This window comes from Enterococcus sp. C50, from assembly GCF_040887505.1.
GTDB classification, from domain to species: Bacteria; Bacillota; Bacilli; order Lactobacillales; family Enterococcaceae; genus Enterococcus_B; species Enterococcus_B thailandicus.
In genome coordinates this window covers 13,041-35,640 of the sequence record NZ_JBFOFW010000003.1, presented here as the reverse complement: position 1 = coordinate 35,640, position 22,600 = coordinate 13,041, and the positions used below count along the sequence as shown (strand labels likewise).

General features: G+C 36.9%; 25 protein-coding genes and 1 other RNA gene. 5 read left to right on the top strand and 21 right to left on the bottom strand.

Going from position 1 to position 22,600, the window contains the following annotated elements:
• Window positions 1–125: 125 nt before the first annotated feature.
• The 3 genes from AB3I20_RS04990 to hisS form a co-directional block, all read right to left on the bottom strand.
• Entirely contained in the window at window positions 126–1,001 is an 876-nt protein-coding gene (locus AB3I20_RS04990) for a YitT family protein (protein ID WP_067483039.1), read from the bottom strand.
• A gap of 126 nt (window positions 1,002–1,127) precedes the next feature.
• Complete coding sequence (gene aspS / locus AB3I20_RS04985; RefSeq protein WP_368027045.1) at window positions 1,128–2,897, bottom strand: aspartate--tRNA ligase; 1,770 nt, start codon at window positions 2,895–2,897, stop codon at window positions 1,128–1,130.
• Window positions 2,898–2,912: 15 nt separating this feature from the next.
• A complete protein-coding gene (hisS, locus tag AB3I20_RS04980) occupies window positions 2,913–4,211 on the bottom strand; it encodes a histidine--tRNA ligase (protein WP_270492987.1) in 1,299 nt (432 codons plus the stop codon).
• A gap of 424 nt (window positions 4,212–4,635) precedes the next feature.
• Here hisS and AB3I20_RS04975 point away from each other — a divergent pair, with 424 nt between their 5' ends.
• Window positions 4,636–5,583 (top strand): aldo/keto reductase, encoded by a 948-nt coding sequence (locus AB3I20_RS04975; RefSeq protein ID WP_271027060.1) that lies wholly within the window; start codon window positions 4,636–4,638, stop codon window positions 5,581–5,583.
• 199 nt (window positions 5,584–5,782) lie between these two features.
• Here the strand turns inward: AB3I20_RS04975 and AB3I20_RS04970 are convergent, their stop codons facing one another.
• The 8 genes from AB3I20_RS04970 to AB3I20_RS04935 form a co-directional block, all read right to left on the bottom strand.
• A complete protein-coding gene (locus tag AB3I20_RS04970) occupies window positions 5,783–5,953 on the bottom strand; it encodes a hypothetical protein (RefSeq protein ID WP_169819333.1) in 171 nt (56 codons plus the stop codon).
• A 415-nt stretch (window positions 5,954–6,368) separates the two neighbouring features.
• Window positions 6,369–6,815 (bottom strand): D-aminoacyl-tRNA deacylase, encoded by a 447-nt coding sequence (gene dtd, locus AB3I20_RS04965; protein WP_067483047.1) that lies wholly within the window; start codon window positions 6,813–6,815, stop codon window positions 6,369–6,371.
• A 22-nt stretch (window positions 6,816–6,837) separates the two neighbouring features.
• Window positions 6,838–9,051, bottom strand: coding sequence for a bifunctional (p)ppGpp synthetase/guanosine-3',5'-bis(diphosphate) 3'-pyrophosphohydrolase (locus AB3I20_RS04960; protein WP_067483049.1), 2,214 nt, complete (start codon window positions 9,049–9,051; stop codon window positions 6,838–6,840).
• Window positions 9,052–9,356: 305 nt separating this feature from the next.
• Entirely contained in the window at window positions 9,357–9,986 is a 630-nt protein-coding gene (locus tag AB3I20_RS04955) for a hypothetical protein (RefSeq protein ID WP_218657966.1), read from the bottom strand.
• A complete protein-coding gene (locus AB3I20_RS04950) occupies window positions 9,976–10,743 on the bottom strand; it encodes a 16S rRNA (uracil(1498)-N(3))-methyltransferase (protein WP_285603196.1) in 768 nt (255 codons plus the stop codon). Before AB3I20_RS04950 ends, AB3I20_RS04955 begins: the two co-directional genes overlap by 11 nt.
• The gene (gene prmA / locus AB3I20_RS04945) at window positions 10,744–11,691 is read right to left on the bottom strand and encodes a 50S ribosomal protein L11 methyltransferase (protein WP_368027044.1); all 948 of its coding nucleotides are present in this window, start codon (window positions 11,689–11,691) and stop codon (window positions 10,744–10,746) included.
• Between the two features lie 13 nt (window positions 11,692–11,704).
• The gene (locus tag AB3I20_RS04940; protein ID WP_067483057.1) at window positions 11,705–12,196 is read right to left on the bottom strand and encodes a DUF3013 family protein; all 492 of its coding nucleotides are present in this window, start codon (window positions 12,194–12,196) and stop codon (window positions 11,705–11,707) included.
• Window positions 12,183–12,842: a DNA-3-methyladenine glycosylase gene (locus tag AB3I20_RS04935; protein ID WP_368027043.1), complete on the bottom strand. Its 660-nt coding sequence runs from the start codon at window positions 12,840–12,842 to the stop codon at window positions 12,183–12,185. The genes AB3I20_RS04940 and AB3I20_RS04935 overlap by 14 nt, the downstream gene beginning before the upstream one ends.
• Before the next feature lie 139 nt (window positions 12,843–12,981).
• Between AB3I20_RS04935 and AB3I20_RS04930 the strand changes: the two genes are divergently transcribed.
• The 4 genes from AB3I20_RS04930 to AB3I20_RS04915 all read left to right on the top strand — a co-directional run bounded on the left by AB3I20_RS04930 (window position 12,982) and on the right by AB3I20_RS04915 (window position 15,444).
• Window positions 12,982–14,262 carry a replication-associated recombination protein A gene (locus tag AB3I20_RS04930; RefSeq protein WP_067483061.1) on the top strand — a complete coding sequence of 427 codons (1,281 nt, stop codon included), beginning with the start codon at window positions 12,982–12,984 and terminating at the stop codon, window positions 14,260–14,262.
• A 70-nt stretch (window positions 14,263–14,332) separates the two neighbouring features.
• Window positions 14,333–14,527: non-coding RNA, 6S RNA (gene ssrS / locus AB3I20_RS04925), on the top strand.
• A gap of 79 nt (window positions 14,528–14,606) precedes the next feature.
• Window positions 14,607–14,891, top strand: a complete 285-nt coding sequence (locus AB3I20_RS04920; protein WP_067483063.1) for a hypothetical protein — start codon at window positions 14,607–14,609, stop codon at window positions 14,889–14,891.
• A 76-nt stretch (window positions 14,892–14,967) separates the two neighbouring features.
• Window positions 14,968–15,444, top strand: coding sequence for a universal stress protein (locus AB3I20_RS04915; protein WP_067483065.1), 477 nt, complete (start codon window positions 14,968–14,970; stop codon window positions 15,442–15,444).
• A 126-nt stretch (window positions 15,445–15,570) separates the two neighbouring features.
• Here AB3I20_RS04915 and AB3I20_RS04910 read toward each other — a convergent pair whose 3' ends face one another.
• The 10 genes from AB3I20_RS04910 to comGA form a co-directional block, all read right to left on the bottom strand.
• Complete coding sequence (locus AB3I20_RS04910; RefSeq protein WP_368027042.1) at window positions 15,571–16,221, bottom strand: uridine kinase; 651 nt, start codon at window positions 16,219–16,221, stop codon at window positions 15,571–15,573.
• A gap of 182 nt (window positions 16,222–16,403) precedes the next feature.
• Window positions 16,404–17,588, bottom strand: coding sequence for an acetate/propionate family kinase (locus AB3I20_RS04905; protein WP_067483069.1), 1,185 nt, complete (start codon window positions 17,586–17,588; stop codon window positions 16,404–16,406).
• A 25-nt stretch (window positions 17,589–17,613) separates the two neighbouring features.
• Window positions 17,614–18,621: a class I SAM-dependent methyltransferase gene (locus tag AB3I20_RS04900; protein WP_368027041.1), complete on the bottom strand. Its 1,008-nt coding sequence runs from the start codon at window positions 18,619–18,621 to the stop codon at window positions 17,614–17,616.
• 171 nt (window positions 18,622–18,792) lie between these two features.
• Complete coding sequence (gene comGG, locus AB3I20_RS04895; protein WP_368027040.1) at window positions 18,793–19,161, bottom strand: competence type IV pilus minor pilin ComGG; 369 nt, start codon at window positions 19,159–19,161, stop codon at window positions 18,793–18,795.
• Window positions 19,139–19,561 carry a competence type IV pilus minor pilin ComGF gene (gene comGF / locus AB3I20_RS04890; protein WP_067483075.1) on the bottom strand — a complete coding sequence of 141 codons (423 nt, stop codon included), beginning with the start codon at window positions 19,559–19,561 and terminating at the stop codon, window positions 19,139–19,141. The genes comGG and comGF overlap by 23 nt, the downstream gene beginning before the upstream one ends.
• The gene (locus tag AB3I20_RS04885; protein ID WP_368027039.1) at window positions 19,521–19,823 is read right to left on the bottom strand and encodes a hypothetical protein; all 303 of its coding nucleotides are present in this window, start codon (window positions 19,821–19,823) and stop codon (window positions 19,521–19,523) included. Before AB3I20_RS04885 ends, comGF begins: the two co-directional genes overlap by 41 nt.
• A gap of 25 nt (window positions 19,824–19,848) precedes the next feature.
• A complete protein-coding gene (comGD, locus tag AB3I20_RS04880; RefSeq protein ID WP_075491251.1) occupies window positions 19,849–20,301 on the bottom strand; it encodes a competence type IV pilus minor pilin ComGD in 453 nt (150 codons plus the stop codon).
• Window positions 20,282–20,593, bottom strand: coding sequence for a competence type IV pilus major pilin ComGC (gene comGC, locus AB3I20_RS04875; protein WP_071868905.1), 312 nt, complete (start codon window positions 20,591–20,593; stop codon window positions 20,282–20,284). The genes comGD and comGC overlap by 20 nt, the downstream gene beginning before the upstream one ends.
• Window positions 20,590–21,606, bottom strand: coding sequence for a competence type IV pilus assembly protein ComGB (gene comGB, locus AB3I20_RS04870; RefSeq protein ID WP_086270664.1), 1,017 nt, complete (start codon window positions 21,604–21,606; stop codon window positions 20,590–20,592). The genes comGC and comGB overlap by 4 nt, the downstream gene beginning before the upstream one ends.
• The gene (gene comGA, locus AB3I20_RS04865) at window positions 21,584–22,585 is read right to left on the bottom strand and encodes a competence type IV pilus ATPase ComGA (RefSeq protein ID WP_368027038.1); all 1,002 of its coding nucleotides are present in this window, start codon (window positions 22,583–22,585) and stop codon (window positions 21,584–21,586) included. The genes comGB and comGA overlap by 23 nt, the downstream gene beginning before the upstream one ends.
• Window positions 22,586–22,600 lie beyond the last annotated feature (15 nt).

Genomic DNA, 22,600 nt, shown 5'->3' with positions numbered 1-22,600 from the left:
GCAACTTTTTTCACTTCCAGTCAAAAGTTAACGAGATAAGTTATTTTTTTGAAGTCATCAATAAGCAGATACAAAAAGAGGATAAAACGAACAGTCGTTTTATCCTCTTATTTTTTATTTTCTGATTAGACGCCATCTTCATAAAAACGTCCTAGAATTTGAACATTCTCTGCAATACTTACGAAAGCATCCGGGTCAGAGGCTTTCATTGCTTCTCTTAATAGCGGAAGTTCGTAACGTGTCACGATTGTCATCAAGACTGTTTGTTTGTCATGTTTGTACGCACCTTCTGCTTCATTGATAATCGTGATTCCTCGACGCATACATTTTTGGATTTCATTCACGACTTTTTCAGGATGTTTCGTCACAATCATAACCTGCATTTTCTTCTGCTTCGTGTAAAAAACATCTGTCACTTTCCCACTAACAAAAATCGACAACGTGCTATAAAACATATATTGCCAACCAAACAGAATTCCAGCAACAAACACAATCAATGCATTGAAATAAATCGAAATAGAACCAATGGATTTACCAGTTTTCTTTCGTATTGTGATACTGACAATATCTAATCCACCAGAAGACAGACCATTTCTAAGTACTAAACCAATCCCAGCTCCCATCACTGCTCCACCAAATAATGCACAGATGATTGGATCTGTTGATAACACGGTTTCGGGTACGATGTGAATAAATAGCGAGGTCAAAGTAACCGTGATAAACGTGAAAATTGTAAATTTTTTACCGATTTTAAACCATGCTAGGAAAAATAATGGAATGTTCAATAGATAAAGAGTTGTTGACACTGGTACTTCAAAACCAATCAACGTTTTGGATAAGGTTGTTAAAATTTGCGCCAGACCAGTAATTCCACTTGAATAAATATGACCCGGTTGATAAAAAAGATTTAACGCAATAGATGCAATTAATGCATAAACAATAGATACCGAAAGTTTGGTCGTATAGTCGTGATAGGCCCAATTTTCGAACGTTTTTTTCATGAAAAAGCCTCGCTTTACATAATTATGGCTCTATTATAAGGTTTTTTCTTATAAAAAAAAAGAGAAGATGACAAAAGCTTAACACTTTTACCGTCTTCTCAGAATCATTTACAATTTAGCTGATTTTTATTCTTCAATTTCAGTGACATCAATACTTAATTCTGCCAATTGAAGTGGAGAAACTAAGCTTGGTGCTTCACTCATGACATCAGCTGCTTTTCCGTTTTTAGGGAAAGCAATCACTTCACGGATATTTTCTTCACCTGCAAGTAGCATAGCAAAACGATCTAATCCTAAAGCAATTCCGCCATGTGGAGGGAAGCCGTAGTCCAACGCAGTTAATAAGAAACCAAATTGTTCTTCCATTTGTTCTTTCGTGAATCCAAGTGTTTCAAGAACTTTTTCTTGTAACTCACGAGTGTGAATCCGAATTGATCCACCACCAAGTTCATAACCATTTAAGACAATGTCGTAAGCTTCAGCATAAACTTTCGCTGGGTCTGTACCCAACAAGTCAACATCTTTGGCTTTTGGCATCGTAAATGGATGGTGCGCAGACACATAGCGACCTTCTTCTTCTGAGTATTCAAATTGTGGCCAATCAGTTACCCATAAGAAGTTGAATTTTGCTTCATCAATCAATCCCAATTCTTTGGCTAAGCGTGTACGAAGCGCACCTAATGACGCTGCGACAACTTCTACCCTATCTGCACAGAATAACAGTAAATCGCCCACTTGTGCATCCGTTGCTTGAATGATGTCTTCTCCCGCTTCACCCATGAATTTTGCGATTGGTCCTTTTAACCCATCTTCTTCTACTTTTAACCATGCAAGTCCTTTTGCTCCAAATTGACCAACATATTGACCTAAATGATCTAAATCTTTTCGAGAATAATTGCCAGCAGCACCTTTCGCATTCAATGCTTTTACTGCCCCACCATTTTCTAAAGCCATTTGGAAGACTTTGAATTCGATTGATTTCACCGTTTCACTCAAGTCAATCAATTCCATTTCAAAACGTGTATCTGGTTTGTCACTACCGTAACGGCTCATCGCATCATCATAAGTCATTCTTGGGAATGGTAATGTTACCTCTAATCCACGGACGTCTTTCATGACTTTAGCAATCAAACCTTCAGTATAAGTTTGAATTTCTTCAGAAGTTAAAAACGTTGTTTCAATATCGACTTGGGTAAATTCCGGTTGGCGGTCGCCACGTAAGTCTTCATCTCGGAAGCAACGGACGATTTGGTAGTAACGATCAAATCCTGCATTCATCAATAACTGCTTAAATAATTGTGGTGATTGAGGCAACGCATAGAAATGACCTGCATGAACACGAGAAGGAACTAAATAGTCACGCGCGCCTTCAGGTGTTGATTTACCTAAATAAGGTGTTTCAATGTCTAGAAAATCATTGTCATCCAAATAATGACGAATAGCTTTAGTTGTTTCGTGACGCATTTTGATATTCTTTGTCATTTTTGGACGACGTAAATCTAAATAGCGATATTTCAAGCGAACTTCATCGCTGATTGTTTGGTCATCTTCAATTGAAAACGGAGGTGTTTTCGCTTGGTTTAAAATCGTAATTTCATTGGCAATAATTTCGACTTCACCTGTCGCCATTTTCGGATTGACTGCATTTTCGCCACGACGTTTGACGATACCAGTAACTTCAATCACATATTCACTTCGGCATTTATCAGCTACTAACCAAGCATCTTTTGAAATTTCTGGGTTGAAGACTACTTGTACAATTCCTTCGCGGTCACGTAAGTCAATAAAAATCAATCCGCCTAAATCACGACGCTTTTGTACCCACCCTTTCAGTGTAACTGTTTGATCTAATTGTTCTTGGGAAACAAGTCCACAATAAATTGTCCTTTTTGCCATCGTTCTCTCTCCTTCTTACTCAAATAATGTCGTTGTCATTTCATCATACACTTCATCAAATCGTTGATAGATTTCTTGTAATGAAAAGCTTTTTTCTTTACGATCTGCCATTGACTTCACATTAATTGTTTGGTTATTTAATTCATCTTCTCCAAGCACTAGCACTAATTTGGCATTTGCTTTATCCGCTGTCTTGAACTGGGCTTTCGCTTTACGATTCATAACATCACGATCTGCAGAGAAGCCAAAGTTACGAATTGCTTGAACAACTTTTAGTGCTTCAAGATTTGTGGCTTCACCAATTCCAACTACGTAAGCATCTAATTCATTTAAGGCTGGAATAACTACTTCTTCTGCCTCCATAGTTAACAAGATACGTTCGATTCCCATTGCAAAACCAAATGCTGGTGTTTCTGGTCCACCAAGTTCTTCTACCAAGCGATCATAACGACCACCCGCACAAATCGTCGCTTGGGCACCCATTTTTGGCGCATCACTCATAATTTCAAAGATAGTATGTGTATAGTAATCTAGACCACGAACCATATTGCTATCAATCTCATAAGGAATTTCTAGTGCATCTAACATCGTTGTTACTGTTTCAAAATGTTTCTTAGCTGATTCACTTAAATAATCTAAAATCGAAGGTGCATCCACAACAAATTTTTGGTCTCGTTTATCTTTACTGTCAAGGACACGTAAAGGATTTTGGTGTAAACGGCGTTTTGAATCTTCACTTAATTCATTTTCAACTGGTTCTAAGTAGTCAATCAACGCTTGGCGATAAGCTTGGCGTGTTTCTTGATCTCCTAAAGAATTGATAACCAAGCGAATTTGTGTGATACCCAACTGTTTAAAGAAATCTAGCGCCATTGCCATACTTTCAACGTCTGTTGCTGGATTATCTGAACCAAATGCCTCAACACCAATTTGGTGAAATTGACGCAAACGGCCTTTTTGTGGACGTTCATAGCGGAACATTGGCCCCATATAAAAAGTTTTGTAAGGTTTAGCAAACTCTGGTCCAAATAATTTGTGTTCTACAAACGAACGAACGATTGGCGCTGTTCCTTCTGGACGTAAAGTTACATGACGATCACCTTTGTCATAAAAATCATACATTTCTTTTGAAACGATATCTGTCGTATCTCCTACACTACGTGAGATAACTTCATAATGTTCAAAAATCGGCGTGCGCATTTCATTGTATTGATAATCTCTAAATAATAAGCGTGCTGTCTCTTCAATAAATTGCCATTTTTCTGATTCACCGGGTAAAATATCATTCGTTCCTTTTGGTCTTTGGAAGTTCATACATCTCTCTCCTTTTCTTTTATGTAACTAAGTGAAAATAAAAAAATTCACCCCTGTTCACAATGAACAAGGGTGAATGAAAGTCATACACGGTACCACCTAATTTTGAAAGATTTCTCTTTCCTCTCACGAATAACGCTCGTACGCGGGACGGCTTTGCACGCGTCCATCTCCAGAGTGTCTTTTCGGTAACCAACTCTTGAATCATTTTCAGCCTCGATGATTCTCTCTTTCTAAAAGTATCGGTAACTTACTCGCTCTTTCAGTGATTTTCTATATTACCTACAACTTACTAAAAACACATCTTAAAGTCAAGAATATTTGCCCTAAAAGTTGGACTATGCTCATTTCATTTTTCAAAAGACGATTTAGTTTTGCATTTTTTTTGTTTGTTTTAAACTAAAAGCAAAGGGAGGAATGCAACATGGCAGAAGTAAGAATCGGACATTCACAAGTATATGCAGAACAACTTGGTTTAGGAGCAAATGCCGTTGGCGGTCACAATTTATTTCCTCATTTAGAAGATGAAGTTGGGAAACAAATCATTCGAACAGCACTCGATAATGGAATCAATCTTCTTGATACGGCTTATGCCTATGGTTTTGGACGTTCTGAAGAACTAATTGGTGAAGTTTTAAAAGAAAAAGAATATGATCGTTCACGCGTAATCATTGCAACTAAAGCGGCTCATGACCCCAACAATCCTGGGAAATTCAATAATACACCCGAATTTTTGACACAGGCTGTTGAAGAGGCATTGAAAAGACTACAAACAAATTATATTGATATTTTTTATATTCATTTTCCAGATGAAACAACGCCAAAAAATGAAGCAATTGCTGCTTTGCATCAATTAAAAGAAGCAGGGAAAATTCGAGCAATCGGCGTTTCAAACTTTTCTTTAGCACAACTAAAAGAAGCGAATCAAGAAGGGTATGTGGATATCATCGAAGACCATTACAGCTTGATTCAACGAAAAGCAGAGACCGAACTTTTTCCTTACATCAAACAGCATAAAATTAGTTTTGTTCCTTATTTCCCATTAGCTTCAGGTTTGTTGACTGGTAAATATCAGATTGGACAACCACTTTCATTTTCCAAAGGTGACCTTCGATTAAAACAGCCAAATTTTCAGGGCGAACGCTTTGAAAAAATCATTCGTACGGTTGAGCAGCTAAGACCACTTGCAGCGAACTATCAAACGAACATCGCTCAATTAGTCTTAGCTTGGTATATGAAAAATCCGGTTATCTCTGTCGTAATCCCGGGTGCAAAGAAACCAGAACAAGTTGCAATCAATGCTCAAGCTTTAGACATTCATTTGACAAATGAAGACTATCAAAAGATAGATCAATTATTTGCCGAATTTTAATTAGGACAATCTTGTTTCTTTTTTCTTCACTAGCTAAGAGACTGGGATAAACCTAAAAAAACCAGTCGTTTTGAACACATTTCCAATTAAAGAAAGCCTAAAACCAACGTTTTCAAAAACGAATTTTAGGCTTTTTTTTCTATTTAGACTTCCTTTTCTCCCAGCACCTTTTTTGTATTCAACACTGACAAAATATGCCTTATTTCCCGTCGTACTTACCATCTTTGCTAAACAAAAAATAAACTACTGTTCCGAACCCGACTAGTGCAATAATGCTTCCGACAATCGGAACCCAATTAGCATATTCGCCTGCTAACATAAGTATTGCCCCGCCAATAAATAAAAAACCACCAGCTAATAAATTTTTCATCATTACTCCTCCTCTTTTTCATATTTCTCCATCAATATAACACGGAATCACAAAAAAATTGTCCTCACTGTATCGCAAAACTCAGGTCCAAGTTCCTGTGTAAGAAATTCGTGCAGAAAGTAAGTTTGGCGCAGCGATTGATTTCTATGTTGAAAAAGTAAATCCTCTTAACTGGACTTGATGTAACCCGATTGATTGCGAAACTTTACAACGTCCGGCTTTTTTTCATTCGATGTTCCAATAAGTTTCAGAAAAATACATTCACTCCTAACTTTATCAACGACTTTGGGTTGTACAAGAGTATTGTCCAATCCAAAGTACAAATGAAAAACAAAAATCGACATAGCATCTACCTGCCATGTCGATTTTCACCTAAACTATTTTCGTAGTTAAGGGAACCGTTATCTCTGGTTTTTTATTTGTTTTGGGAGTCGATTAAAATGGTTACGGGGCCGTCATTCACTAAAGACACATCCATATCTTCACCAAACTTCCCAGTTGAAACTGGAATACCACGTTGTTTCAAACCAGTATTAAATGCTTCGTACAATGGAATAGCTGTTTCTGGACGAGCAGCAGCAATAAAACTTGGTCGGTTCCCTTTTTTAGTATCTGCAAATAACGTAAATTGTGAAATGCTTAGTATTTGACCACCAATATCTTCAATACTTGTGTTCATTTTTCCTTGTTCATCTTCAAAAATACGCATTTGTGCGATTTTTTTGACCAAATACTCCACATCGTTTTGAGTATCTGTTTCATGAATACCTAATAAAATTAATAGCCCTTGATTGATTTTACCAATTTCTTGACCATTAATTGTAACTGCCGCACGACTCACTCGTTGAATGACTGCTCGCATCAAATTCTCCCTCTCTTCACGTTTATCCGTTCATTCGACGTACACTATAGACATCTGGAACAGACTTGATTTTATCTACAATACTTTTTAAGTGTGTTAAGTTCTGAATCCCTACAGTTAAATGGATTGTTGCCATCTTATCTTTATTTGTGCGAGCTTCCACACTATTAAGATTTTTTGTCATCGAATTAACTGTTTGTAAAACATCATTTAACAGTCCTGAACGATTGTATCCATAAATTTCTAGGTCAGCATCGTATTCTTTTTTTGAATTTGAAGTGTCTTCCCACTCTACCTCGATTAACCGTTCAGCAACATTTGGTTTATCTGGCTGAACATTAGGACAATCACGACGATGAATGGAAATTCCTCGACCTTTTGTAATATATCCAACGATATTGTCTCCTGGAACTGGATTACAACACCGACTGATGCGAATAAGCAAGTTTTCGACGCCTTGAATCACCACGCCGCCTTCATGACGAACCTTCATTTTTTCTGGTTCTTTTTTCGGTTGGTTCATCAATTCATTGGCTTCTTGTTTTTGTTGCTCGATTTTTTGTTCACGACGTTCTTTTTCAGTTAATCGATTTGCCATCGTTAACGGACTGATTTCACCATAACCTACAGCAGCATAAATATCATCTTCGTTATTGTAATTAAAACGATCCAATACTTCTTGCAATTTTTCTTTGGTCAAAATATCTTTTGGTAAGAAACCAAGATCAGAAATACATTTGGTAACTGATTCATGGCCTTTGACAATATTCTCTTCGCGATCTTGTGCTTTAAAGAAACGTTTGATTTTATTTTTTGCTTTACTTGTTGCAACAATTTTTAACCAGTCACGGCTTGGACCAAATGAATTAGGCGAAGTTAAGATTTCAATGATATCGCCATTTTTCAATTTGTAATCTAATTGAACCATTTTCCCGTTCACTTTTGCACCAGTTGTCTTGTTTCCAATATCGGTATGGATACTGTAAGAGAAATCTAGTGGTCCTGATCCTTTAGGAAGCTCAGTTACATCTCCTTTTGGCGTAAAGACATACACTTTATCGCTGAAAATATCTCCTTTGACACCTTCCATAAAGTCAGATGCATCATAACTTTCGTCTTGCAATTCAATAATTTCATGGAACCAGCTTAATTGTTTCGTCATTCCATCAGGTTCTACTTTATCATTTTTTCCTTCTTTATAAGCCCAGTGTGCTGCTACCCCAAATTCCGCGATTTCATGCATTTCTTGCGTGCGAATTTGAATTTCAACAGGATTTCCCGCTGGACCAATCACTGTCGTATGCAAAGATTGATACATGTTAGCTTTTGGCATAGCAATATAATCTTTAAATCGCCCAGGCATTGGTTTCCATTTCGTATGGATCGCGCCTAAGACTGCATAACAATCTTTGATTGAATCAACGATGACTCGGATAGCCAGTAAATCATAGATTTCACTAAATTGTTTTTTCTGGTCTTTCATTTTTCGATAAATCGAATAGATATGCTTTGGACGGCCATATATTTCTGCATAGATACCTAGTTCTTCTGTTGCCAATCGAATATCTTCCACCGTAGCATTCACGTATTGCTCACGTTCTTCACGTTTTGATCGCATTAAATGAACGATTCGGTAATATTGTTTTGGATTCAGATAACGTAGAGCGGTATCTTCCAATTCCCATTTGATTCGGCTAATCCCCAAACGGTGTGCTAATGGTGCATAGATTTCTAGTGTTTCTTGTGCGATTCGACGTTGTTTGTCTTCACGTAAGTGTTTTAGCGTGCGCATATTATGAAGACGGTCTGCCAATTTCACCATGATTACACGTAAGTCTTGTGCCATTGCTAACAACATTTTACGATGATTCTCTGCCAATTGTTCTTCATGAGATTTATATTTGATTTTTCCCAATTTCGTCACGCCGTCAACCAGCATGGCTACATCATCACCAAATTCTTCTCGCAAATCATCCAAAGTTACTTCTGTATCTTCAACTACATCATGTAAAAATCCTGTTGCTACAGTGTGTGGATCCATTTTTAACTCAGCTAAGATTCCAGCAACTTGGATCGGATGAATAATATAAGGCTCCCCAGATTTTCTAAATTGTCCGTCATGTGCTGCTGTTGCATAGTCACATGCTTTTTGCACGAATGCAACATGATCCGGTCCCATATATTTGCTAACAAGCGCAATAACGCCAGGACCTGTTAAAATTTCTTCTTTTGACATACAAACCGATCCCCCTTTCGTTTCGATAGCAAAACAGGAGAGGTATCTGAAATCACAATTTCTAAATTACAGTTAACTGGTATAAAGAATTCGTTTTTCCACGAATGGTATTAAAAAATAACTCCGAAAAAACAACGCATCATCACACAAAAACCTAAAAATGATTTGTGGTGCCTTTTGTCAATTCCATCGGAGCTAGTTAATTTGTCCCAACCTCTTTTATTTTTTATCGGACTCTTGAACGGTTATTGCTACTATTATACAAATTGTCGTTTATTTTTTCAATTCTATCATGTTCAAATTTATTAAGAAAAGTTCAAATGACTTATGGCAATTCTTGTAATGCCATTCGCAACTAATTTTTGCTTTTCTTGTGATGTAATCTGGTGCACGTTAATTGTTAATGCTAGCTTAGTCGCCGTATCCGATTTAAAAATTTCCGCTAGACGTAAAGCTTCTCGATAAGGCAAATCTTCTCCTAATGATAAACGTGTCCACCCTAATGGTTTCATCGCACGCTCAAATTTCACCAGTGTCAGTTCCTTTACTTGACGTGTGTCTAAATAAAAGCTTAATTTCCCATTACTTAAAGCTAGAGAAAACAACGACTCGCGCAATTCTTTTACTCGAACTGGGTGTTCAAAAATATCTGCTAGGTTCACACAAACTTCGAGAAACCCCGCTCCTGCTTGATACGCATGTGCGGCTTCAAACACTTTTTTCTCCACTGTACTTGCTCCCAATGGAAAATCAATTACACTCCCAATTTGGATCGCTGAATCTGCTAAAAGATACTTTACTCGTGCAATTTGAGTAGGCAAAACAACGATTTCCGTTGCGCCTCCTGCAACTAACCGGTACACTGTTTCTTTTAACAAGTCATCACTCATTTGATGATCCAATAATCGTACGCGAATGGATGCCTTATTTTCCATCCTGTTCACCTAGTAATTCCCATTGATAGCTCGCGGCACTCAATAAATATAATGGCGCTGTTTCCGTTCGCAAAATCCTTGGGCCTAAGCCACAAATAACTGCACCTTCTGCCGATAGTTTCTCCACTTCATCTGTCGTTAATCCACCTTCTGGCCCAAAAATTGCCAAAATACGTTGTCCTGAGCCCGATTTTTGTAAGGCTTGTGCTAAGTTAGCTAATTCTCCTCGCTTAGCTGACTCTTCGTAGGCAACTAACACCTTGTCGTAAGAAGAAATTTGTTGATAAAATTCGCTGGCTGTACTCAACAATTCTACTTGTGGTACTACTTGGCGATGTGATTGTTCGGCAGCTTCTTGAGCAATTTTTGCTAAACGTTGTTGTCGTTTGTTTCGCTTCTTTTCATCCCATTTAACAACCGACGTTTTTGCCGGAAAGCCAAGAAATGCGTGTGCTCCAAGTTCCGTTCCTTTTTGCACAATCCAGTCTAGTTTTTCACCTTTTGGATAACCACTTGCAATGGTAATCATACTTGGTAATTCCTTTTGCCCTTGTTCTTTCATTACCTCTTTTAATTCAACTTCATTTTCTGTGATAGCAGTAATTTCAGCGATGATTGCCACTTGGTCGCTAAAAGCTAAGTAAACACGATTTTCTGGCGTCATACGCATAACGCGAGTTATATGATGATATGGCTCACCAACTAATACAAAACGGTCTTTTTGCTGGTATGGTTCTTCCAAAAAATAACGTTGCATTTAGTCCACCTCAGGTTTTTTCAAAATAATTGCATACCAATCTTTTTGTTGGAAAATTTGATCAACTACAAATCCTTGCGCTTCCATAGCATCAATAACCATTTGTTTTTTATCTTCAATAATTCCAGAGACAACCAGAGTGCCTGTTTGCTTTAATAAACGCCAAGCATCAGGAATCATCAATAAAATAATATCAGCTAAAATATTAGCAACAATTACGTCACTCTCAATCTCGATTCCGTTCAATAAATCATTGGCAGCAACATGAACATCTTTTGTAATTTCATTCATGTCCATATTTTCCTTTGCTGAACGAACAGCTACATCGTCAAGATCGTACGCATAAACTTCCTTTGCACCTAAATATTTGGCAGCAATACTTAACACGCCTGAGCCTGTACCAACGTCTAGTACCGTCTCACCACCGCGTAAAACAGATTCCAATGCTTCCAAAGTCAGCAAGGTCGTTGGATGTGTTCCTGTTCCAAAAGCCATACCTGGATCTAATGTAATGATTTTTTCCATTGGATCTTGTGTCGTATAATTTTCCCAGCTCGGAGCAACAGTCAACATTCGCGTAATACGGACAGGATGATAGTACTTTTTCCAAGCCGTTGCCCAGTTACTTTCTTCTACTTCACTAACCGTTACAATATTTTTCCCAATGGCCAGGCCAAATTCAGGCAATTGTGTCACGCGGTCTTTGATAAAAGGTAGAATTTCTGGCAAGAAAATTGTTTCTGGAAAATATGCCATGACTAGCGCACCCTCAGTTAATGAGGTAAAATCAGCTTTATCTAAAATTTCACCATACTGATCTGATTTAAAATTTTCAACATCAAGCGCATCTTCGATAGCCACACCACTTGCTCCTGCTTCCATTAAAATATTGGCAACAGCTTCGACTGCCTCACTCGCTGTTTCTACTTTTACTTCGTTCCATTTCATCGCTATCGACTCCTTAATAACTAGGGTAAGGTAAATAAGTTGTTGTATTTTGTTCCTGTTGTTTCTGTTCAACTAACTGTGCTAGTTGTTGATTATCCCAGTGTAATTCAAAAATTGCATCTTCATCGTCTGCATCTAAAAAGTCCAACAAATCACTTTGTCCCTGATCTAGTACATCCTGTAAATAATCAATAATTGCATCTGCAACTGCTTTTTCTAACCCCTTTTTACCTTCATAAGGAATTACTGCTAAGTAGTCTTCTTCGTCAAATGAAGATTTTTGTGGGTTAAATAATAAAATACCATCCTCAAATTCAATAATTTCTTCTTCAGACACAACACCTTGTGCATCGTCGATTTCTAAATGTGCTTTGTTTTCTGCAAACAAGCGAACAACTATCTCAATCGTATGATTTTTTGTATCCCAATCTAATGCAACATCATAAGCATCAATGTTTTTTTCAATGGACTCATCCAAATAACTCAGTAAATTATTTTTTTTCATCTTCGTTCCTCCATCCCCAATCGTTTTGATCGATCAGACTCTTTTTTTGTAAAGAAATATATGGATTTCCCGAAACAATGTAGCGTAACGGCATATCCGTCCACTCATCCTTATTCGGAATACCAATTCTTGGCAAAGCAATAATTTGTTTTGGTTCTTTACGTTTCTCAAAATTCAAACGCAGCGTACTTTCACTATCCATAATTGATTGGCCATAAAGTTCTGGACCAATGGCTAAAGCTTTCACTAGCTTACCTGGACCGTTGCTAATGTCTGGTCCCTCTTTTCCTCCACGATTTTGACTCATCTGTTCAATCATAGCTGCTGGCTGAACTGCACGAATCATCACACCTTGGGGGATTCCCTCAGGTTGAGTAATGATATTCAAAATCCGATGTGTATGCATCGTATAGAGATAGATTGTTCCTGCTTTTTGATACATCGCCCGCACCCTTGGCGTATCTCGCATGCCATAACTGTGCGCAGCTCGGTCCTCTGGCCCAAGATAAGCTTCAGCATCAACGATGTAACCAGCTAATTTGCCCATCGGTGTTACATGTTCTAAATACATTCCCAATAAATTTTGCGCAATTTCTGGTGTTGTTTTATTTTCAAAAAAAGTTTCGATTTTCTTTTTTTCCGTCATTTTTTTCACCTACTTTATCATACACAATATTTTCGTTAGATGCTATGAAAACAAAACGTTTCCTTTGTGTTCTTTCCCCCAGTTTTTTTGCAAACTATGCTATAATAAACGAACGAAAAATTGAAAGGGAGGCCACTTCATGCAACAACCTTTAGCTTATCGAATGCGCCCTCGCACAATCGATGAAGTCGTTGGACAACAGCAACTAGTCGGTGAAGGAAAAATCATTCGCCGAATGGTTGACGCGCGAATGTTGTCATCAATGATTTTATATGGACCACCTGGAACTGGAAAAACCAGTATTGCTAGTGCCATTGCTGGTTCAACAAACTATGCTTTTCGTATGCTGAATGCTGCAACTGATTCAAAAAAAGATTTACAAATTGTGGCTGAAGAAGCCAAAATGAGCGGCACAGTCATTCTGTTACTCGATGAAGTCCATCGATTAGATAAGACAAAACAAGATTTTCTTTTGCCTCATCTTGAAAGTGGACGCATTATTTTAATTGGCGCTACGACCGAAAATCCTTATATCACAATTAATCCTGCGATTCGGAGTCGAACACAAATTTTTGAAGTCAAACCTTTAGATGAAACAGATATTCAATCAGCCATTCAAACAGCCTTACTTGATAAAGAACGCGGGCTTGGAGAACTACCGATTCAACTTGATGAGGATGCCTTACTTCATTTATCACGAGCAACAAACGGCGATTTACGAAGTGCTTTGAATGGTCTTGAACTAGCGGCTCGTTCAACCAAACCAATGGAAGATGGACGCATCCACCTCACCTTAGCAATCATTGAAGAATGTGTACAAAGAAAAGCATTGACTCATGATAAAAATGGCGATGCTCATTACGATGTCATCTCGGCTTTTCAAAAGTCGATTCGTGGAAGCGATGTGGATGCAGCACTTCATTACTTGGCACGTTTAGTGGAAGCCGGCGATCTTGCAAGTATTTGTCGACGTCTAATGGTTATTGGCTACGAGGATATCGGCTTAGGAAATCCTGCAGCAGCAGCTCGTACTGTTAATGCTGTTCTTGCAGCAGAACGTTTAGGATTACCCGAAGCACGAATTCCTTTGGCAGATGTCGTAGTTGACCTTTGTCTTTCCCCTAAATCCAATTCTGCTTATACTGCATTAGATGCTGCCATTGCAGATATTCGAGCTGGAAAAGCCGGAGAAGTACCAGACCATTTGCGAGATAGTCATTATCAGGGTGCGAAAGAATTGAAACGTGGACTTGATTACCAATATCCCCACAACTTTGAAAACGCTTGGGTCAATCAACAGTATCTACCAGATAAATTAAAAAATGAAACCTATTATCAGCCAAAAGAAACTGGAAAATATGAACAAGCCTTAAAGCAACAATATGAGCGAATCCAAAATTGGAAAAAGCATTCTTCTTAAAAATAAAACGGTTACTTTTTAAAGAGCGCTCCCGTTGCTCTTTTTAAATTCCTATGCTACTATAGAGATGGGAAATCTGTGATGTTCGAATTGTCCTCTTTGTGTGTTGACCGAACATTTTTATTGATATCTTGGGACCTGTCTTGTGTCACTGCTGGTAACATGCCTTATCATTTGGTAGTTCGAAGCTTCGACCGTGGGACCCACCTGCTAGAATTTGCGGGATCAATACTACAGGACAAACAACGGCATTAACGGAGATTACCCTTTGTTTAAGAATGAAGCAATTTGCTTTTAGCAAATTGCTTTTTCTGTTTTTATTCTGATTTTTTGGAGGACGTTTCATGATTCGTGTGTTGATATCTATTGCAACCATACTATTGGTATTTGTTAGCTATTATTTACTCAAAAAACAATCTATTTTCTTTGCTTTAATTGAACCATCCGAAAAAAACCAAGCCTTTTTACAGTTTTCTGGTGTCGTCTATGCCTTTCTTGGTGCTTTAGGCTTACTCGTAGTCTTTTTTAATCAGAGAATGCTCGCTTTCTTATTCCTAATCGTAGTTATTCTAGCTTCAACTGTCTTCAGTATTTCATTTGCTAAAAAAATATCTGCTACTAAGCAGTAAAATAATTTTCTTTTTTTGCAAAGTGCTTTACAATAAAGATAGTAAAAGAACTGATCTTTGAAGGGAGCGAACACTTATGTTACAACAATATAAAAAAATCATGGTCGCCGTTGATGGCTCTGCCGAAGCTGAGTTAGCTTTTAAAAAAGCGGTCAATGTTGCAAAACGTAATAATGGAGAACTTTTATTAGCACACGTTATTGATACTCGTGCATTTCAGACAGTTTCTTCATTTGATGGAATGCTAGCTGAACAAGCAACAGAAATGGCTAAACAAACACTAGCTGATTATGAAAAGAGCGCAAAAGAAGCTGGTTTAGAAAAAGTTTCAACTGTTGTGGAATATGGTTCACCAAAACCAATCATTGCCAAAGAGATTCCTGATGACAATGATATTGATTTGATTTTATTAGGTGCAACTGGGCTAAACGCTGTAGAACGTTTATTCATCGGTTCAGTTTCTGAATACGTTATTCGTAATGCAAATTGCGATGTCCTTGTGGTACGTACAGATTTAGAAAATCAATTACCAAAAGATGATGACAAGGAATAATCTAACTAAAAAAACCGCCAATCGTCGTGTACGATTGGCGGTTTTTTTCATTTTTAAAACATTTATCACAAGATGAGTTACACAAAGCAAGTCTATTTTGGTTTAAGAATTTTTATCGTAAGTGAACTACTTGATACTAGGATGATTATAGTCGTTATTATCAATAACTAAATCAGCAATTTCTCTTACATGATTTTGGTTAAGATGTCGTTGATAAACCGGAATATAACGCGTACGATATTTATCCATAATCCATTCACCGAATTTAGGCACATCCCTTTCTCTCCCTCGTCGCATAACCTCCTCCATTGACACCTCTAAAAAGATTTTATAATCAATAAATGAAAGTAACTTCTCTCTAAATAAAAGCGAGCCTTCTAAAAGCACAATTGTACGCTCACCAATAGTAATCATCCGATCATTAGCATATGTAGCTGACACCCAATCAAGACCCTTGATTGTCTTGTTAAGAACACATTCTTGCTTCAAAGGAATCAAAAGTTCATCCAAAAGTTTTTGGCTGTTGAAAGCATGATAAAAGGCATCCACTTCGCTATTTTTTTCTTGAGACCATGTAATCGATGGAAGTGGCTTGTGAAAGTCATCGTAATGAATGACTTGTATATCGTAACCGTTCTTTCTAAGATGAGTGGCTAATTGTGCTGTAAAGTTCGTTTTCCCTGAAGCATAACTACCATCAATTCCTACAACACTTGGCGTCTTTAACTTTTTAATCTTCTCTTCAATCAAATCATAAATTGGATACGATAAGTTCACTCTCTTACTCCTTAGCTACTTCTATTATTTTTAATTTTATAAAACAACATTGCTGGCTGGCAGACAGAAACTGATCTGTAGATAGTTAATACCTTTTTTATCCTTCATTTTCATCTCTAGATTATGTAAAAAGAATGCTAAACTTAATTTAAGTTTAGCATCCCTTCTGTTTCAACATTTTATTATCCGCGTAAACGTTCCACGTCGCGAGCAATCATTAGTTCTTCATCCGTTGGAATAACTAACACTTTCACTTTGGATTCTGGTGTTGAAATTTCAACTTCTTCACCACGAATACTATTCAATTCGGGATCCACTTCACACCCAAACCAAGTCATTCCTTTAATGATCTCACTACGTACGTGTGCATCATTTTCACCGATTCCAGCGGTAAAGACAATTGCATCAACGCCATTCATAGTAGTTACATAACCACCAATGTATTTACGAATACGGTCAACAAAAATATCATAAGCTAAGCGGATATGATCTTTTTCGTAATTTTTCTCTAGATCACGCATGTCACTTGATAATCCTGTTAAGCCTAATAAACCAGATTCTTTGTTTAAAACTGTAATCATTTCATCGATTGTCAAATCTAATTTACCCATTAAGTATGGTAAAACAGCTGGATCTAAATCACCTGAACGAGTCCCCATTGTTACTCCTGCTAGCGGTGTGAATCCCATTGATGTATCTACTGATTTTCCACCATCAACAGCGGTAATAGAAACGCCATTACCCAAATGACAAGTAATGATTTTTAAGTCTTCAATTGGTTTATCTAATAGGCTAGCTGCACGTTCTGAAACATATCGATGACTTGTACCATGGAAACCATATTTTCTTACTTTAAAGTCCTCATAGTAAGAAGTTGGTAAACTATACAAGTAGTTATGTTTTGGCATAGTTGCATGGAAAGATGTGTCAAATACTGCAACACTGATGATATCAGGCAAGATTTTTTTGAATGCCTTGATTCCCATCAAGTTTGCTGGGTTGTGTAATGGGGCAAATTCTGCCAATTCTGCAATTCGTTCCATTACTTCGTCAGTCACAACAACAGAGTCACTATAAGTTTCTCCACCATGAACGACACGGTGTCCAACACCTGTGATCTCGTCATAAGAACTCAAGATTGTTAATTCAATCAATTGATCCAATAACATTCTAACAGCTATGTCATGGTCAGCGATATCCAAAATTTGTTCGAACTTTTGATTGTCACCATATTTAATTGTAAAAATAGAGTCGCTTAAACCGATACGCTCAACGATTCCTTTGGCGATAACTGTTTCTTCAGGCATTTGATATAATTGCCATTTTAAACTTGAACTTCCAGCATTGATTGCAATTGTTTTAGACATAGTACTCTCCTTCTATTTTGAATGATTACAGAGCAGATGATTTCCAATCTTCAAATTCTTTAAAGAATTCTGTCACCTTTTCTGGTTCTTTAAGTGAAGCAAGTTTAACAAGCAATACTTCTTTGACTTGTTTCGCTTGCGGACCTTTTTTCTGTAAAATTAAAATACTTTTTTGTGATTCTTTTTTGCGGAATAATTCATCTGGCAACTGAACCATCCCTTGAAGATAACCTTCTTCTTTAAACCATTTTTTGATCATTTCACTTTGATCAGTTTCTAGGAAGTTACTTGGAATCAAGAACAAACCAAAGCCATCTGGTTTTACATATTTCATTGATTGTTCTAACAATAAATGATGTGCATAACTATGGCCTTCGTCTGCGCTTGTCAAAAATTCACTCGCTTTTTGATCGTTTGGATAATAACCAATTGGTAAATCACTAATAGCTACATCCACAGGGTCAACCAATAAATCCTGTAAACCATCTTGATGAAAGTACTGCACGTTTGCTTTTGTCAATTCACTTGTCGACGCAGCCACGGACAACAACGTATCATCAATATCTACACCAAATCCTTCAACTTGATAGTTGGCAATCTTCAAATTTAAAAGAACTGTTAGTAGTAAGTTACCCATTCCAGCCGAAATATCTAAAATTTTGACTGCTTCTTTTTTATTTGTGAACAACTGTTCAATCAAGAAAACAAATAGATAACCAATACTATCTGGTGTTAGCTGATGATTTGCTTGCAGTCGTTCTGTTTGACCACCTTTTAATAAAAGCAATTGTGACAGACGGCGCCACTCTTCTGGTTCAAAAGACAATTTTTGCAACTCTTTATAAAGAGCCTCAATTTGTTGGACAATTTCTGGTGTTGGCACGCCATCAACTACCCGAACTTGATAATCATCATTTAAATTTTCAGCATTCTCGACATAAGCCTCTAAAAAGGAAGTTCCCAATGCATTTTGTAGCAACTGAATTGCTTCAAGGTTTTGATTAAACCCTTGCTCCATTTTTTCTGGTAACATGGTGCACCTCATTTCTAGATATATTATAACAATTTTTTCACCTGTTTAATTCTATCGGACAATCACAAAAATTTCAATCGTTTTCACAGTTTTTTTGTTTGTGAAACGGCAAACATTCTTTAGCTAAAACAGTGATATAACAGAAAAGAGGACGTTTTCATGATTATCCCTTCATTCTGTACTACTAACTGTATCATTCTGTATCGTTTCTGTAAAATAAAAGTCAAATGTATCAACTGTAATTTGAAATTTCATCTTTTCGTATTCAATCTCATATTCAACTACTCCTGTAGTATAGATATATTTACCTCTCTGTGTTGTATTTTCAGCTTGTAAAAGTTCTGATAGACAAAGCTCCTTCATTGTTTGTGCTATGTAAAAAAACTTTGTTCGTTGATTAAAATCAATTGTTAATCGATAGCTATCAAGCACTGCCGTTAATAAAAAGCCACAAAGCAAAAACAATAATAAAGTAGAAAATAAAATGTTTCCCTTAACCCTGTTTTTCTTTCGTTGGTCATGGCTTCGTCCATTTGCCATACCCTCGTTCTCCGTTTTCAAATTTAACTTCCAGTATGACTTCATTGCCCTTCTCCTCAAAACTAAACTCGCTCACATTCATGAGCATTGGTTGATGTCCGCCAGCAACTTGTCTTTTTCGAATAACTGATTGATATTGTTCAATAATATACGTTTTATTTTCTATCACATAGCAAAATTGTCTGCTTTGTATATCCAGTAATGTGCTACCCGCCACTTCATTTTCAAATTGCGTCAAAAAAATCAACCATTCTTTTTGATCCTTCCTTTGTAAATACTGATCTACCTGGTCTGCGCGTCGAATAATCAAGGTAATTGTTAGTATCACTCCACTAAAAACAAGAAAAGATATCAAACACTCAATCAGAGTAAAGCTTGGATACTTCTGAATTTTTTTCAATTTCCAATACGACCTTCCCCTTAACTTCAATCCCGACTTTTTGAATAGCACCTTGTTCTGCTTGAAAAACAATCTTACTTTTTATTGGTTGTTCTCGATTAATATATTTTGCTCCCTCATGCAGCCGATAATTTCGTGCCTCTTCATAAATAATGCGTGCAAGTTGAACTTCTCGATTACTCTTTTGTCCTTGCTCTAACAAAAAGGTCTGATGTGCACTGATGCCATAGACGATGATTAAGGTTAAACCCAATGCTGTCATTGTTTCCAATAATATGTAGCCAGACTTATTCGATTTTTTTCGTATAATGACCACTTCCTAACTGGAATTGATAAGTAATTGTTTGTTTTTTCTTCGGCCAGTAAAACTGATAAGTTTTTAGTGAACTGTTATTTCCCGTTCGACCAGCAAAAGTCACTGTCCCATGACGTTGAATTTTTAAATTTTCTGGTATTTTTAGATATGCCCAATCAAACGTGATGTATTTAGGTACACCAAAGTAAATTTTTTGTTGATCATCGGTTAGATGCATTCGAGTCGCTTGCTGACTGACAATCGCAATCTTTTGCGTTGCATAAATTCGTTTTTCAAACTGACTGAAAAATTGATGCACCACTATGTCTTTTTGCAAATGATCAAACGAAAAAATAGGAACTGCTACGAAGAACAACGTAATTAGAAAAACAACTAATGATTCTACTAAAGTAAACCCTGCGTATTTATTTCTTATTGTAGACATCTGCGTGTTCTTGCTTGATATAGCCCTCTGCAAGTAGCTCATCAATAGTTGGAACTTTTCCATCATTTTGTAAAGCATACAATTCTTTTTGTGTATCAACTAACTGAACCACTGCTGCTTGGCTTTCTTTATCCACATGATTTTTGTATTTTGAAAGGTTGGGTACAAATAATAAAATCAACACACTGATAATTAACAAAACTATCAGCATTTCAATCAAAGTAAACGCATTCGCCTTTCTCGATAGATTTACCTTAAATTGCTCGTTCTTACTTACATTTTCTATCCTCATGAAATAACCTCCTCAAGATTTCCATAAATTGGTAATAAAACCGCTGCATAAATCATTAATATTAAACAAGCAATCACTAAAAAGAGTACGGGTTGAATCCAACTTAACCATCGATTTAACCGTTCAAAAAAATGTTGTCGTGTGTAATTACTATAAAATAATAATTCTTTACCTAAATTTCCCTTTAACTCTCCTTGCTGAACGATTGTGCTGAACTCTTCGGTTAAAAAAGAGTATTTTTCAAATTGAGTTGCTAATGAAATTCCTTTTTCCAATTCATTTGCCATTTGTAAAGCTAACTGTTGCATCAAGCTTCCTGTTTTTGTCTCTTTTAAACAAAAAACGACTTGTTTCAACTCAAGACCTTCATTAAAAAGTTTCCCTAATTCCAACGAAAAATAAGCAGATTGATACAACGTATAAACTGGACCTAAAATTTTCAACTGACTAAGCCACTGACTCCGCCGTAATGAATTTCCCTTCCGATCAAAAAATCGAATAGCTCCATATAAAAGAATTAGCAACACCAAAATGCCGAACACGTACCAGTGAAATGTTTGGATCAACTGAATTCCCCAATGATTTTGGGGAACCATCTCTGAAATTAACAACTGTGGTAAGACAATTTGACGCATACTAAACAAGATGCCAATCAAAAACAACGAAAGCAATGCAGGATAGCTTAATAATTTTTGCAACTCTTTGCGAAATGCACCCATTCGTTGAAATTGGTCGGCTATGCTTTCCAATGTAGTTATTAAATTCCCGTGAACTTCAGCCAATTCTACCTGTACAAGATAAGTTTTATTAAATCCACAGTAAGCTAGTATTTCCGTAAATGATCCACCAGAAATCACTATTTTTTGAGCTTGTTCTAGTAGTTCAACCGGAAATAATTTCAACTTAATTACTAACTGCAATGCTTCTTGCAAACTGAAGCCATTGCTCAATAAATCAGCAATGATTTGAATAAACTGTTGTTGCTGTTTTTTATTCAATTTCTTCAAATGGATATGACCTCCAGTCGTTTCTTTCTGCCTGAAGATGACTTGTTTGCCAACATTTTTCTTTCACCACTTGAAAGGTAGCTTCTTTATCACTTCGCTTAGTTGGTTCTTCCTGTATTTTTTCAAAAAACTGATAACTCCATAACACAGCAGAAGACTGTTCTTTATCTGGTAGTATTTCTTGATAAACAATCCCTTTTAAACAGTCTATTAATGCTTGCTGGTAACCCATCAATTCTTCGATTCTTGGCAGGATCCCTGCTAGCTCTCTAGCATGAATCGTGGCAAACACCCGATGGCCAGTCAATGCCGCACGTAAAGTCATTTGGGCAGTTAACGCATCTCTTATCTCTCCAACAATCAATAGATCTGGTCGATGACGCAAAGAAAGTTTTAACAGTTCCTCATAGCTTTGGTGAATTTTCTCATTGACTTGTAGTTGTAAAAATGTCGCTTCTTCCAGCTCTACAGGATCTTCCACCGTAATGATTTGTTCTGCATTTTCTTGGGCTAAACGATACATTAAAGAGGTTTTTCCTGATCCGACCGGACCACTAAAGAGATATAATCCTCTTTCCTTAGTATACCGGTGTAATGCTACTAGATCTTCTGTAGAAAAACAGCGAAAATGCTGGTCACTAAGTGGATAAAGCAAACGAATCACCAAGGTTTCTCGGTGCTGATAATCCCCAACAGACGAGAGCCTCAATCGAATTTTCTCATTGACACTTGAATGCTCGCTCCTATAAGTCAGTGCACCAGATTGTACTTTTCTTTTTTCGCCAATATCCATTTGCCCTAAGTACTTGAATCTGGAAATCAACTGTTGGCCTATTTCTTTTGAAAAATTCTGCTTTAATGTTCGGTTTTTACCTTTACGTTCAAAAAGTTGATAATCTTCTGCTTTTGGCAAAATGTAAACATCTTCTATTCTTCTTTTGTAGGCATCCGCAATGATTTTATCTGATAATTTTTTAATGTCCATTATCCTCCCCTCCAA

What these genes read in the sequence shown, in the direction of transcription:
- AB3I20_RS04960 (WP_067483049.1), bottom strand. Translation starts at nt 9,051, where the DNA reads ATGTCAAAAGAAGAAATTTTAACAGGTCCTGGCGTTATTGCGCTTGTT.
- AB3I20_RS04950 (WP_285603196.1), bottom strand. Translation starts at nt 10,743, where the DNA reads ATGCAACGTTATTTTTTGGAAGAACCATACCAGCAAAAAGACCGTTTT.
- hisS (WP_270492987.1), bottom strand. Translation starts at nt 4,211, where the DNA reads ATGAACTTCCAAAGACCAAAAGGAACGAATGATATTTTACCCGGTGAA.
- comGA (WP_368027038.1), bottom strand. Translation starts at nt 22,585, where the DNA reads ATGGACATTAAAAAATTATCAGATAAAATCATTGCGGATGCCTACAAA.
- AB3I20_RS04975 (WP_271027060.1), top strand. Translation starts at nt 4,636, where the DNA reads ATGGCAGAAGTAAGAATCGGACATTCACAAGTATATGCAGAACAACTT.
- AB3I20_RS04885 (WP_368027039.1), bottom strand. Translation starts at nt 19,823, where the DNA reads ATGACAGCATTGGGTTTAACCTTAATCATCGTCTATGGCATCAGTGCA.
- AB3I20_RS04920 (WP_067483063.1), top strand. Translation starts at nt 14,607, where the DNA reads ATGATTCGTGTGTTGATATCTATTGCAACCATACTATTGGTATTTGTT.
- AB3I20_RS04955 (WP_218657966.1), bottom strand. Translation starts at nt 9,986, where the DNA reads ATGGAAAATAAGGCATCCATTCGCGTACGATTATTGGATCATCAAATG.
- comGC (WP_071868905.1), bottom strand. Translation starts at nt 20,593, where the DNA reads ATGAGGATAGAAAATGTAAGTAAGAACGAGCAATTTAAGGTAAATCTA.
- AB3I20_RS04900 (WP_368027041.1), bottom strand. Translation starts at nt 18,621, where the DNA reads ATGTTACCAGAAAAAATGGAGCAAGGGTTTAATCAAAACCTTGAAGCA.
- AB3I20_RS04935 (WP_368027043.1), bottom strand. Translation starts at nt 12,842, where the DNA reads ATGACGGAAAAAAAGAAAATCGAAACTTTTTTTGAAAATAAAACAACA.
- dtd (WP_067483047.1), bottom strand. Translation starts at nt 6,815, where the DNA reads ATGCGAGCAGTCATTCAACGAGTGAGTCGTGCGGCAGTTACAATTAAT.
- aspS (WP_368027045.1), bottom strand. Translation starts at nt 2,897, where the DNA reads ATGGCAAAAAGGACAATTTATTGTGGACTTGTTTCCCAAGAACAATTA.
- comGG (WP_368027040.1), bottom strand. Translation starts at nt 19,161, where the DNA reads ATGGCAAATGGACGAAGCCATGACCAACGAAAGAAAAACAGGGTTAAG.
- AB3I20_RS04905 (WP_067483069.1), bottom strand. Translation starts at nt 17,588, where the DNA reads ATGTCTAAAACAATTGCAATCAATGCTGGAAGTTCAAGTTTAAAATGG.
- AB3I20_RS04970 (WP_169819333.1), bottom strand. Translation starts at nt 5,953, where the DNA reads ATGAAAAATTTATTAGCTGGTGGTTTTTTATTTATTGGCGGGGCAATA.
- prmA (WP_368027044.1), bottom strand. Translation starts at nt 11,691, where the DNA reads ATGAAATGGAACGAAGTAAAAGTAGAAACAGCGAGTGAGGCAGTCGAA.
- AB3I20_RS04915 (WP_067483065.1), top strand. Translation starts at nt 14,968, where the DNA reads ATGTTACAACAATATAAAAAAATCATGGTCGCCGTTGATGGCTCTGCC.
- comGD (WP_075491251.1), bottom strand. Translation starts at nt 20,301, where the DNA reads ATGTCTACAATAAGAAATAAATACGCAGGGTTTACTTTAGTAGAATCA.
- AB3I20_RS04930 (WP_067483061.1), top strand. Translation starts at nt 12,982, where the DNA reads ATGCAACAACCTTTAGCTTATCGAATGCGCCCTCGCACAATCGATGAA.
- AB3I20_RS04940 (WP_067483057.1), bottom strand. Translation starts at nt 12,196, where the DNA reads ATGAAAAAAAATAATTTACTGAGTTATTTGGATGAGTCCATTGAAAAA.
- AB3I20_RS04990 (WP_067483039.1), bottom strand. Translation starts at nt 1,001, where the DNA reads ATGAAAAAAACGTTCGAAAATTGGGCCTATCACGACTATACGACCAAA.